This is a genomic window from Pseudomonas kribbensis, assembly GCF_003352185.1.
GTDB lineage: Bacteria > Pseudomonadota > Gammaproteobacteria > Pseudomonadales > Pseudomonadaceae > Aquipseudomonas > Aquipseudomonas kribbensis.
On record NZ_CP029608.1, the window covers coordinates 489,157 to 501,901 of the forward strand.

General features: G+C 61.5%; 10 protein-coding genes. 9 read left to right on the forward strand and 1 reads right to left on the reverse strand.

What is annotated here, in order from left to right; all coding sequences use genetic code 11:
* Nucleotides 1-179 precede the first annotated feature (179 nt).
* Entirely contained in the window at nt 180-1,448 is a 1,269-nt protein-coding gene (locus DLD99_RS02315; protein ID WP_085711053.1) for a malic enzyme-like NAD(P)-binding protein, read from the forward strand.
* Nucleotides 1,449-1,615: 167 nt separating this feature from the next.
* On the opposite strand, the gene DLD99_RS02320 is transcribed toward DLD99_RS02315, so the two are convergent.
* A complete protein-coding gene (locus DLD99_RS02320; protein ID WP_371856502.1) occupies nt 1,616-4,060 on the reverse strand; it encodes a penicillin-binding protein 1A in 2,445 nt (814 codons plus the stop codon).
* Nucleotides 4,061-4,279: 219 nt separating this feature from the next.
* Between DLD99_RS02320 and DLD99_RS02325 the strand changes: the two genes are divergently transcribed.
* The 8 genes from DLD99_RS02325 to DLD99_RS02360 all read left to right on the forward strand — a co-directional run bounded on the left by DLD99_RS02325 (nt 4,280) and on the right by DLD99_RS02360 (nt 12,518).
* Nucleotides 4,280-5,344, forward strand: coding sequence for a pilus assembly protein PilM (locus tag DLD99_RS02325; protein ID WP_114881130.1), 1,065 nt, complete (start codon nt 4,280-4,282; stop codon nt 5,342-5,344).
* A complete protein-coding gene (locus DLD99_RS02330) occupies nt 5,344-5,910 on the forward strand; it encodes a PilN domain-containing protein (RefSeq protein WP_085711056.1) in 567 nt (188 codons plus the stop codon). Before DLD99_RS02325 ends, DLD99_RS02330 begins: the two co-directional genes overlap by 1 nt.
* The gene (gene pilO, locus DLD99_RS02335) at nt 5,907-6,530 is read left to right on the forward strand and encodes a type 4a pilus biogenesis protein PilO (RefSeq protein WP_085711057.1); all 624 of its coding nucleotides are present in this window, start codon (nt 5,907-5,909) and stop codon (nt 6,528-6,530) included. Before DLD99_RS02330 ends, pilO begins: the two co-directional genes overlap by 4 nt.
* Complete coding sequence (locus tag DLD99_RS02340; RefSeq protein ID WP_114881131.1) at nt 6,527-7,051, forward strand: pilus assembly protein PilP; 525 nt, start codon at nt 6,527-6,529, stop codon at nt 7,049-7,051. The genes pilO and DLD99_RS02340 overlap by 4 nt, the downstream gene beginning before the upstream one ends.
* Nucleotides 7,052-7,064: 13 nt before the next feature.
* The gene (locus DLD99_RS02345) at nt 7,065-9,143 is read left to right on the forward strand and encodes a type IV pilus secretin PilQ (RefSeq protein WP_114881132.1); all 2,079 of its coding nucleotides are present in this window, start codon (nt 7,065-7,067) and stop codon (nt 9,141-9,143) included.
* Between the two features lie 4 nt (nt 9,144-9,147).
* The gene (aroK, locus tag DLD99_RS02350; protein ID WP_011332081.1) at nt 9,148-9,666 is read left to right on the forward strand and encodes a shikimate kinase AroK; all 519 of its coding nucleotides are present in this window, start codon (nt 9,148-9,150) and stop codon (nt 9,664-9,666) included.
* Nucleotides 9,667-9,808: 142 nt separating this feature from the next.
* Nucleotides 9,809-10,909, forward strand: a complete 1,101-nt coding sequence (gene aroB, locus DLD99_RS02355; RefSeq protein ID WP_114881133.1) for a 3-dehydroquinate synthase — start codon at nt 9,809-9,811, stop codon at nt 10,907-10,909.
* 10 nt (nt 10,910-10,919) lie between these two features.
* Nucleotides 10,920-12,518: an AAA family ATPase gene (locus DLD99_RS02360; protein ID WP_114881134.1), complete on the forward strand. Its 1,599-nt coding sequence runs from the start codon at nt 10,920-10,922 to the stop codon at nt 12,516-12,518.
* The last annotated feature ends 227 nt before the right edge of the window (nt 12,519-12,745 follow it).

A 12,745-nucleotide genomic window follows, 5' to 3' on the forward strand; every position in this document is an offset into this window, starting at 1 on the left:
AAGTTGTAGACATTTTTTCTGTCGATTGTGAACAGTCTAGCCCTTGTGCGCCGTGGCTCTTGGCCCAAAGTCGTAGGGCAGGGCGCTTGACAGGGGTGACCGGGCAGTCTTGTGGGGACTTTGCGAGGCGCGTATCCTCGCTGACCAGTCTGTCCAACAGTAAAAAGCGGAATGCCAAAATGTCTGATCTGAAAACTGCCGCTCTCGAATATCACGCCAATCCTCGTCCAGGAAAGCTGAGTGTCGAGCTCACCAAGGCCACTGCTACCGCCCGCGACCTGTCGCTGGCCTACAGCCCCGGCGTAGCTGAACCAGTGCGCGAGATCGCCCGCGATCCTGAACTGGCCTACAAGTACACCGGCAAGGGCAACCTGGTTGCAGTCATTTCCGATGGCACCGCGATTCTGGGCCTGGGTAACCTCGGCCCACTGGCTTCCAAGCCAGTGATGGAAGGTAAAGGCGTGCTGTTCAAGCGCTTCGCCGGCATCGACGTCTTCGACATCGAAGTCGACTCCGAAAGCCCGCAAGCCTTCATCGACACCGTAAAACGCATTTCCATCACCTTCGGTGGCATCAACCTGGAAGACATCAAGGCACCTGAGTGCTTTGAGATCGAACGCGCTCTGATCGAGCAGTGCGACATTCCGGTATTCCACGATGACCAGCACGGCACCGCGATCGTGACCGCTGCGGGCATGATCAACGCTCTGGAAATCGCTGGCAAAACCCTCGGCGAAGCCAAGATCGTCTGCCTGGGCGCCGGCGCTGCCGCCATCTCCTGCATGAAACTGCTGGTGAGCATGGGCGCCAAGGTCGAGAATATCTTCATGATCGACCGTACCGGCGTGATCCACGCTGGCCGTGACGACCTGAACCAGTACAAGGCCGTGTTCGCCCACGCTACCGAGAAGCGCACCCTGGACGACGCCATCGAAGGCGCTGACGTATTCGTCGGTCTGTCGGGCCCGAACCTGCTGAGCGCCGAGCAACTGAAGCGCATGGCGGCCAACCCGATCGTCTTCGCCTGCTCCAACCCGGATCCGGAAATCTCCCCGGAACTGGCTCACGCCACCCGCAACGACGTGATCATGGCTACCGGCCGTTCGGACTACCCGAACCAGGTCAATAACGTGCTGGGCTTCCCGTTCATCTTCCGCGGTGCCCTGGACGTTCGCGCCAAGCGCATCAACGAAGAAATGAAGATCGCTGCTGCCAACGCCCTGCGCGAACTGGCCAAGCTGCCGGTTCCTCAGGAAGTCTGCGACGCCTACGGCGGTATCTCCTTGGAATTCGGTCGTGAGTACATCATTCCGAAGCCAATGGACAAGCGCCTGATCACCGTGATCTCCGACGCCGTGGCCAAGGCTGCGATCGAGACCGGCGTAGCGACCCTGCCGTATCCGAAGAACTACCCGCTGAAAAGCGTGGATGACGTGTTCAACGGCTAAGTCGTTGTAACGCTTCAAGCGAAAGCCCCGGCTCGTGAGAGTCGGGGCTTTTTTGTGCCTGTGAATTCTGTGTTGTCGGCGAAGGAGTCAGTCCATGCAATACAAATCTGGCAGGCATAAAAAAGCCCCGCATTCTTTCGAAGGCGGGGCTTTTCAGTGTCTGCGAATCAGAACAGATCGATCGGCGCCTGTTCATCCGCCGGCAGCGGGCTGCCCGGTGCCGTGCCGTTGCCGATCTCGTTGACCGACGGCGGCGTGTCTTCGGCCTTGAACAACTCGAAGTAGGCGCCTGGTGTACTCGGCGAAGCCGCGCGGCCGCTGACCGGGTCTACCCGCAGGCTGAGGATGCCTTCCGGCTCCGGCTGGACATGCGGCGGCTTGTCCTTGAGCGCGGCGCTCATGTAGTTCATCCAGATCGGCAGGGCCACGGTGCCGCCGAACTCCCGGCGACCGAGGCTTTCCGGCTGGTCGAAACCGGTCCAGACCGTGGTCACGTAATCGGCGTTGTAACCGGAGAACCACGCATCCTTGGATTCGTTGGTAGTACCGGTTTTGCCCGCGATATCGCTGCGGCCCATGGCCAGTGCGCGACGCCCGGTGCCGAGCTTGATCACGTCCTGCAACATGCTGTTGAGGATGTAGGTGGTGCGGCCATCGACGATGCGTTCGGCGACTGCCGGAGCCTGTGGCATTGCGGCGCTGCCCGGTGCTTCACCCGGAACCGGTGCTGCGTCGACGGTGATCGGTTGGGTCGCCGGTGCCGCGATGCCGTCGGTGGCCGAGCCACCCTGCGGCACGGTCGGCGGGTTGGCGACGAACAGCGTGTCGCCATTGCGGCTTTCGATCTTGTCGATGATGTACGGAGTGATCTTGTAACCACCGTTGGCGAAAGTGCTCCAGCCGGTGGCGATTTCCATCGGGGTCAGGGTCGCGGTGCCCAGCGCCAGGGACAGGTTTGGCGGCAGGTCCTGCTTGTTGAAGCCGAAGCGGGTGATGTAGTCGATGGTCTTGCCTACGCCCATCGCCTGCAGCAGGCGGATGGAAACCAGGTTGCGCGACTTGTACAGCGCTTCGCGCAGGCGGATCGGGCCGAGGAAGGTGTTGGTGTCGTTCTTCGGACGCCAGACCTTGTCCAGGTACTCGTCGACGAACACGATCGGTGCGTCGTTGACCAGCGTGGCGGCGGTGTAGCCGTTATCCAGTGCGGCACTGTAGACGAATGGCTTGAAGCTCGAGCCCGGCTGACGCTTGGCCTGCATGGCACGGTTGTAGTTGCTCTGCTCGAAGGCGAAACCGCCGACCAGCGAGCGGATTGCGCCGTTCTGCGGATCCAGCGACACCAGCGCGCCCTGGGCCTGTGGAATCTGGCTGAACTTCAGCGAATTGTTCGGCTGGCGCTGTACGCGCACCAGATCGCCGACCTGCGCGACATCCGATGGCTGACGCGGCGCGGCGCCCATGCTGTTGGTATTGAGGAACGGACGGGCCCATTTCATGGTGTCCCACGCCACATGCTCTTCACCGGTACGGGTCAGCACTTGCAGGCCGTTCTTGTCGACCTGGGTGACGATGGCCGGTTCGAGGCTGCTGATGGTGCGTTGCTTGGTCAGCTCGACGGCCCAGGCTTCACGGGTCTTGCCCGGCAGGCGCGATTCAGGACCACGGTAGCCGTGACGCTGGTCGTAGGTCATCAGGCCTTCGTGCAGCGCGGTGTTGGCCATTTCCTGCAGGTTGCTTGGCACCGTGGTGGTGACGCGGAAACCTTCGGTATAGGCGTCGCTGCCGTAGCGGCCGACCATTTCGGCGCGGGCCATCTCGGCGATGTACGGCGCGTTCACTTCCGGGGTCGGCACGTGGTAGCTGGCGTTCAGCGGCTCGTTGATGGCCGCGGTGTAGTCGGCTTCGGTGATCTTGCCGAGCTTGTACATGCGCCCGAGGATCCAGTCGCGACGCTCCTTGCTGCGCGCCGGGTTGGCCAGCGGATTGAAGCGCGACGGGGCCTTCGGCAGGCCGGCGATCATCGCCATCTGCGCCAGGCTGACCTCACGGATCGACTTGCCGTAATACACCTGCGCCGCCGCCTCGATGCCGTAGGCGCGGTTGCCCAGATAAATCTTGTTCACGTACAGCTCGAGGATCTCGTCCTTGGTCAGCTGCCGTTCGATCTGCAGGGCCAGGAGGATTTCCGTGGTCTTGCGCGAGAAGCTGCGTTCGCTGGTCAGGAAGAAGTTCTTCGCCACCTGCATGGTGATGGTGCTGCCGCCGGACTGGATGTGCCCGCTCTTGACCAGTTGGGTCGCGGCACGCATCAGGCTGCTCGGATCGACGCCATAGTGGTTGGCGAAGTTGTCGTCTTCAGCACTTAGTAACGCATTGATGAAATTGGGGGGAATGTCGGCGAAACGGATCGGAGTACGGCGCATTTCGCCAAATTCTGCGATCAACTTGTTGTCGCTGCTGTAGACCCGGAGCGGAATCTGCAACTGAATGCTTCTCAGCGCCTCCACAGATGGCAAACCCGGACTAAGGTAAAGAAACGCGCCGCTGAGAACTAAAAGCAGTCCGCAGAAAACGGCGACGATGGACCAACCGAAGAATTTCAGCAGACGAATCAAGGCTTTTGGACATCCAGGGCAAAGAATGAATTGGGCGACAGGGTTCCGGGAACACACAGAACGGCCCGCGCCGGCAGTAAAAAGCGGAAAAAATCGCTGGGCATTATAAGCACTTTTCCGCTGGGGGCGTCATTTGCGCTTCTGTCAAGACGGGGCGAGGGAACGCAATGCGCATTACAGAGTCCGTAACTCACGGAAAGTCATAGGGAATTGGTAGTGCTAGGACTCTTCAATAAAAAGACCAATACGTTGCTGGGGATCGATATCAGCTCCACTTCGGTGAAGCTGCTGGAGCTGAGTCGTCAGGGCGAGCGCTACCGGGTCGAGGCGTACGCGGTGGAGCCGTTGCCGGCCAATGCCGTGGTCGAGAAGAACATCGCCGAGCTTGAAGGCGTCGGGCATGCCCTGTCCCGGGTACTGGCCAAGGCGCGCACCGGGCTCAAAAGCGTGGCGGTGGCAGTGGCCGGCTCGGCGGTGATCACCAAGGTCATCGAAATGGACGCCGGGCTGTCCGACGACGAGCTGGAAAACCAGCTCAAGATCGAAGCCGACCAATACATTCCCTACCCGCTGGACGAGGTCGCCATCGACTTCGAAGTCCAGGGCGTTTCGCCGCGCAATCCCGAGCGGGTCAGCGTGCTGCTGGCCGCCTGTCGCAAGGAAAACGTCGAAGTCCGTGAGGCGGCGCTGGCCCTGGCCGGCCTGACGGCGCGGGTGGTGGATGTCGAGGCGTATGCGCTGGAGCGCTCGTTCGGCCTGCTGGCCACGCAACTGGCGGCCTCGCAGGAGCGCCTGACCGTTGCGGTGGTCGACATCGGCGCGACCATGACCACCCTCAGCGTCCTGCACAACGGCCGGATCATCTACACCCGCGAGCAACTGTTCGGCGGGCGCCAGCTGACCGAGGAAATCCAGCGCCGTTATGGCCTGACCCTCGAACAGGCCGGGCTGGCCAAGAAACAGGGCGGTCTGCCGGACGATTATGTCGGCGAGGTCCTGCAGCCGTTTCGCGAGGCGCTGGTGCAACAGGTGTCGCGTTCCCTGCAATTTTTCTTTGCTTCCGGCCAGTACAACGCGGTCGATCACATTCTGCTGGCCGGCGGCACGGCCTCGGTGCCGGGGCTGGACCGGTTGATCGAAGAGCGCCTCGGCACCCCGACCCAGGTCGCCAATCCGTTTTCCGACATGGCCTTGAGCAGCAAGGTCAACGCCGGGGCCCTGGCCAGTGATGCGCCGGCACTGATGATTGCCTGCGGGCTCGCGCTCAGGAGTTTCGACTGATGGCGCGGATCAACCTCCTCCCCTGGCGCGAGGAGCGCCGCGAAGAACGGCGCAAACGCTTTCTGCTGACCCTGACCGGCGTGGTGGTCGGTTCGGTCGGCGCGGTATTCATTGCCGCTCAGATATTCAGCACGGCCATCGAGCATCAGCAGGCGCGCAACGATTACATCGGCAAGCAGATTGCCGTGGTCGATGAGCGGATCAAGCAGATCAGCGAACTCAAGGCGCGTCGCCAGCAACTGGTGGAGCGCATGCGCATCATCCAGGACCTGCAAGGCAACCGGCAGGTCAGCGGGCGGATCTTCGATCAACTGGCGCGGACCCTGCCCGACGGTGTCTATTTCACCAGCGTGAAGATGGTCGGCAAGACCCTGTCGATCAGCGGTGCGGCGGAATCGAACAACCGGGTCTCCGACCTGATGCGCAATCTTGAGGCGTCCGACTGGTTCGATGCGCCGACCTTGAACGAGGTCAAGGCAACCACGGCGGGGCAACTGGATCAGGCCAACGTGTTTCAGTTGACTGTTCATCAGACCCGGCCGAAAAACCTGGAGGACGACCAATGAAACCGTCCGAATGGCTGGCCAGCCTGCGCAATATCGACTTCAACGACCTGGATACCAGCAACATCGGCTCCTGGCCACCGGCCGTGAAAGGCCTGGCCGGGGCGCTATTGATGATTCTGGTACTGGCCCTGGGCTACAACTTTTTCGTCAGTGACATGGAGAGCGAGCTCGAAACCAAACGCACGGAAGAGGCCACGCTCAAGGAACAGTTCTCCAGCAAGGCGCACATGGCGGCCAATCTGGAGCTGTACACCCAGCAGATGAAGGAGATGGAGAACTCGTTCGGCGTGCTGTTGCGGCAATTGCCCAGTGACACCGAAGTGCCGGGATTGCTGGAGGACATCACGCGCACCGGGCTGGGCAGTGGTCTTGAGTTCGAGGAGATCAAGCTGTTGCCGGAGGTGACGCAGCAGTTCTACATCGAATTGCCGATCCAGATCACTGTCACAGGCGCCTATCACGACCTTGCCACCTTCGTCAGTGGCGTGGCCGGGTTGCCGCGGATCGTCACGCTGCACGACTTCGAGCTGGCGCCGGCCAACCCGGAAGGCGGGACGAAGTTGCGCATGAGCATCCTCGCCAAGACGTACCGCTACAACGACAAGGGGCTGCAAAAATGAGCCCGATCCGTTTTCTTCTGTTGTCGGCATTGATGCTGGGGCTGAGCGGTTGCGGCGGCAACGACTTCGGCGATCTCGACGCCTACATGAATGAAGTGCGTCTGCGGCCGCCGGGCAAGATCGAGCCGACGCCGACCTTTCGTTCCTACCCCACGTTCACCTACAGCGCGTCCAATCTGCGCAGTCCTTTCTCGCGTCAGGTACGGGTCGATCTGGCCGGGCAGCAGCACGGCTCGCGCAACGTCAAGCCGGACCCGAACCGGGTCAAGCAATACCTCGAAGGTTTCAACATCGAGCAGTTCGAGATGGTCGGCACGATTTCCAATGCCTCCGGTTCCTTTGCGCTGCTGCGCGGGGCGGGCGGGGTGCATCGGCTGAAAGTCGGCGATTACCTGGGGCGCAACGACGGACGCATCGTCGCGATCAGCGCCTCCCAGGTCGATGTGGTCGAAATCGTTCCCGATGGCGAAGGCGCCTGGCTGGAGCGACCGCGCACCATTCCTTTGAAAGAGCACTCATAGTGGAAGTCGAACAATGAACAGGATTTTCTCCACCCTCGGTTTTTCGCTATGGATAGCGCTGCTTTCACCGATGGTTCACGCGGCCAACCTGAAGACGCTGGACGTTGCCGCGCTGCCGGGTGATCGCGTCGAGCTGAAGCTGTCGTTCGACGGCCCGCCGCCGCAGCCCAAGGGTTACACCACCGACTCGCCGGCGCGGATCGCCCTCGACCTGCCGGGAGTGGCCAGCCAGCTCGCGACCAAGACCCGCGACCTCGGTAGCGGCAATGCGCGCTCTGCCACGGTGGTCGAGGCCAATGACCGTACCCGGTTGATCATCAACCTGACGCAACTGGCGCCGTATGACGCCCGGGTCGAGGGCAACACGCTGTTCGTGGTGGTCGGGCAGGGCACCAAGGCCAGCGCACCGCGACCTGTCGCGAAGACAACGCGTGCCACGCCGGTGGCAGCGCCGGCGCGGACTTACGCCCCCGTCGCCAGGGCCATTCGTGGTGTGGATTTCCAGCGCGGCACGGCGGGTGAGGGCAATGTGGTCATCGACCTGTCCGACCCGACCATCGCGCCGGACATTCAGGAGCACGACGGCAAGATCATCCTCAATTTCGCCCGCACCCAGTTGCCCGAGCCGTTGCGGGTGCGTCTCGACGTCAAGGATTTCGCCACCCCGGTGCAGTTCGTCAACGCCGGCGTGAGCGGGGATCGGGCGACCATCACTGTAGAGCCCGGCGGCACGTTCGACTATTCCACCTACCAGACCGACAACAAGCTGACGGTGAGCATCCGTCCGCTGACCATCGACGACCTGCAAAAGCGCAATGCCGACCGCAACAGCTACAGCGGTGAAAAGCTTTCGTTGAATTTCCAGGACATCGATGTGCGTTCGGTACTGCAACTGATCGCGGACTTCACCAATCTCAATCTGGTGGCCAGCGATACGGTGCAGGGCGGGATCACCTTGCGCCTGCAAAACGTACCGTGGGATCAGGCGCTGGATCTGGTGCTCAAGACCAAAGGCCTGGACAAACGCAAGGTCGGCAACGTGTTGCTGGTAGCACCGGCGGATGAAATCGCCGCCCGCGAACGGCAGGAACTGGAGTCGCAGAAGCAGATCGCCGAGCTGGCGCCGCTGCGCCGTGAACTGCTGCAAGTGAACTACGCCAAGGCTGCGGACATCGCCAAGCTGTTCCAGTCGGTCACCAGCGCCGAGGCGAAGGTCGATGAACGCGGCTCGATCACCGTCGATGAGCGCACCAACAACATCATTGCCTACCAGACCCAGGATCGCCTCGACGAACTGCGGCGGATCGTGGCGCAGCTGGATATCCCGGTGCGTCAGGTGATGATCGAGGCGCGGATCGTCGAGGCCAACGTCGATTACGACAAGAGCCTGGGTGTGCGCTGGGGCGGGTCAATCCAGAACAAGGGCAACTGGAACACTTCCGGGGTCAGCAATGGCTCGTCGACCACCATCGGCACGCCGGGCAGCACCAGTACCAACTCGCCGTTCGTCGACATGGGCACGGTCAACAACACATCCGGGATCGGCATTGCGTTCATCACCGACAACGTTCTGCTGGACCTTGAACTGACGGCGATGGAGAAGACCGGCAACGGCGAAATCGTCTCGCAACCCAAGGTGGTCACCTCCGACAAGGAGACCGCGAAAATCCTCAAGGGCACCGAGATTCCGTATCAGGAAGCCAGTTCCAGCGGCGCTACGTCGGTGTCGTTCAAGGAGGCCTCGCTGTCGCTGGAGGTCACGCCGCAGATCACCCCGGACAATCGCATCATCATGGAGGTGAAGGTCACCAAGGACGAACCGGACTACCTGAACAAGGTGCAGGATGTACCGCCGATCAAGAAAAACGAGGTCAACGCCAAGGTGCTGGTGAACGACGGCGAGACCATCGTGATTGGTGGGGTTTTCTCAAATACTCAAAGCAAGGTCGTAGATAAGGTGCCATTTCTTGGCGATGTGCCGTATCTTGGCCGCCTTTTCCGGCGTGATGTGGTTTCGGAGAAAAAATCCGAGCTGTTGGTATTCCTCACTCCGCGTATCATGAATAACCAGGCGATTGCTGTGAGTCGTTGATTCTGTGCGAAATTTGATTCTTGTAGGACCGATGGGCGCTGGAAAAAGCACCATCGGCCGATTACTGGCCAAAGAGCTGCGCCTGCCGTTCAAGGATTCCGACAAGGAAATTGAACTGCGTACGGGCGCCAATATCCCGTGGATCTTCGACAAGGAAGGCGAGCCCGGTTTTCGTGATCGTGAGCAGGCGATGATCGCCGAGCTGTGCGCGTTCGACGGCGTAGTGCTGGCGACGGGCGGCGGCGCGGTGATGCGCGATGCCAACCGCAAGGCCCTGCACGAGGGCGGGCGGGTGGTGTATCTGCACGCCTCTGTCGAACAGCAGGTCGGCCGCACCTCCCGCGACCGCAATCGCCCGCTGCTGCGCACGGCCAATCCCGAGAAAACCCTGCGCGACCTGCTGGCGATCCGCGATCCGCTTTATCGGGAAATCGCCGATCTGGTGGTGGAAACCGACGAGCGGCCGCCACGCATGGTGGTACTCGACATTCTTGACCGTCTGGCGCAACTTCCACCCCGTTAAAGCGCCGCCCGAAATGCGCTATCCTCGGCGTCCTGTCGAGGGTTGTGGCGGATCGCACGCAAGCGGCGTCACACCTCTCAAGACCGGGGACATCCGATAATTCAAGGCAGGACGCCTGCTTCCATCTTCACTGTGGGGACACATGCAGACACTCAAGGTCGATCTAGGCGAGCGCAGCTACCCGATTCATATTGGCGAAGGACTGTTGGATCAGCCTGAATTGCTGGCTCCGCACATCCATGGGCGGCAAGTGGCAATCATCTCCAACGAGACCGTTGCGCCGCTCTATCTCGAGCGTCTGACCCGCAGCCTGTCGCAGTTCTCGGTGGTTTCCGTGGTGCTGCCGGACGGCGAAGCCTTCAAGAACTGGGAAACCTTGCAACTGATCTTCGACGGCCTGCTGACCGCCCGTCATGACCGTCGCACCACGGTGATCGCCCTCGGTGGCGGTGTGATCGGCGACATGGCCGGTTTTGCAGCCGCCTGCTACCAGCGCGGCGTCGATTTCATCCAGATTCCTACCACGCTGCTGTCCCAGGTCGATTCGTCGGTGGGCGGCAAGACCGGGATCAACCATCCGCTGGGCAAGAACATGGTCGGCGCCTTCTATCAGCCGAACGTGGTGCTGATCGATACGGCGTCCCTGAAAACCCTGCCAGCGCGAGAGCTGTCGGCAGGCCTGGCGGAAGTCATCAAGTACGGCCTGATCTGCGACGAGCCGTTCCTGACCTGGCTTGAAGACAACGTCGACGCCCTGCGTGCACTGGACCAGAAAGCCCTGACCTATGCCATCGAGCGTTCCTGCGCTGCCAAGGCGGCGGTGGTCGGCGCCGATGAGAAGGAAACCGGTGTACGCGCCACGCTCAACCTCGGCCACACCTTCGGCCACGCCATCGAAACCCACATGGGCTATGGTGTCTGGTTGCACGGTGAAGCGGTCGCTGCTGGCACGGTAATGGCGATGGAGATGTCCGCGCGCCTCGGCTGGATCAGCGAGCAGGACCGCGATCGCGGCATTCGTCTGTTCCAGCGTGCCGGCCTGCCGGTGGTTCCGCCGGAAGAAATGACCGAAGCCGATTTTCTCGAACACATGGCAATTGACAAAAAAGTGATCGACGGTCGTCTGCGCCTGGTGCTGCTGCGCCGGATGGGCGAAGCGGTAGTGACCGACGATTATCCGAAAGAGATTCTACAGGCCACGCTGGGAGCGGATTACCGCGCTCTGGCTCAGCTTAAAGGTTAATAAGATTCCGATGACTAGTTTGCATGCCGACGAGGCGTTCCTCGGCCATTTCCAGTTAAGTCATGACCCTTTCGCTCCACGGGTCCCGGGCTTCAAATTCTTCCCGGCCCAGCGCAAACCGGTGCTGGGTCAACTGCATCACCTGGCGCGTTACAGCCAGTTGCTGCTGGTGGTCACCGGCCCTCAGGGCAGCGGCAAGACGTTGCTGCGCCAGGCGCTGGTGGCCAGCACCAACAAGCAGTCGGTTCAGAGTGTTGTCGTCTCGGCCCGTGGCGCCGGCGATGCAGCCGGTGTGCTGCGTCAGGTCGCTCAGGCGCTGAATGTGGCCCAGGCCGAAGTCGGGGCGATCCTCGATCAGGTCGTACAGCTCGCGCTGACTGGTCAGGAGGTCTACCTGCTGGTGGATGATGCCGAGCAGCTTGACGAATCTGCCCTCGAAGCCCTGATGGCTTTGGGTGCCGGCGCGCCGGAAGGACGTCCGCATGTGTTCCTGTTCGGTGAGTCGTCGCTGATCGCCCAGCTCGAGGCCCTGCACCTCGAGGAAGAGCGCTTCCACGTCATCGAATTGCAGCCGTACACCGAAGAAGAAACTCGCGAGTATCTCGACCAGCGGCTCGAAGGTGCAGGCCGCGGTGTCGAACTTTTCACCGCGGATCAGATCTCTGATATTCACGAAAGCTCCGAGGGTTGGCCCGGCAACATCAACCAGGTCGCTCGCGATGCACTGATCGAAGTCATGATTGCCAGCCGCTCTGCGGTGAAGCGTCCAAGTATGGGGTTCAACATGCCGAAGAAACACGTATTGGCGATTTCCGCCGTCGTCGTGGTGGCGGTCGCTGCCGCCTGGCTGATGCCCGGTCGCAACAAGGCGCCGACCACCGGCGCGCCGGCCAATGAACAGGCTCAACTGCCATTGGGCCAGGGTGGTGCGCCGAACGTGGAGTTCGCCGGTAACACCCAGCCGATGCCGTTGCCGCTGGTCGGCAATTCGCAACCGGTCATGCGCAAGCCATTGGCCGAAGCGGCCGGCGGGATCACCGAAGGTGACGACGGCGTACCGCTGGAAGGCTCGAGCAATACACCGCCGACCGTGACCACCACCGCGCCACCGGCGGGCGTGCCTGCCGGTCCTGCACCAACGCCGGTTCCGGTCCCTGCGGCCAAACCGACACCGGCACCGACCCAGGTTGCCACGGCCAAGCCAGCGCCTGCTCCGGCTGCGCCAGTTGCGAAGCCAGCCCCCGCACCTGCCAAGCCTGTCGCTGCGGCCAAACCGGCCGAGAAAGCCGCCGAGAAGCCGGTCACCGTCGCCAAGGCCGCCGGTGGCAGTTGGTACGCCGGCCAGGCCCCGGGCAACTACGTGGTGCAGATCCTCGGCACCAGCTCCGAAGCGGCTGCGCAAAGCTTCGTCAAGGAGCAGGGCGGCGAGTACCGTTATTTCAAGAAAGTCCTCAACGGCAAGCCGCTCTACGTGATCACCTATGGCAGCTTTGCCAATCGTGATGCGGCCGTTTCTGCCATCAAGGCCTTGCCAGCGAAGGTTCAGGCTGGTAAACCTTGGCCTCGCACTGTCGCCAGCGTCCAACAGGAACTGGCAACAACTCGCTGAAGATTCGGCGGCCTTACCCAGGCCGCCTCTCCAAGCACCTCAAAATCTCTACAAGTGCGCGCCGTCTCTACAGACCGCGTGCCTTGTGGTGTCTGCGTCACAGTAGTCTTTGAGTCGTTGCGGTCAGAATTAAAAAAGTTTTGACTAGCACAGCATATCGCTTTAAACCTTTCACAAATGCGACATGGATTTGCGACATTTCGTCGTCAAATTTGTGAGCGTCTGTG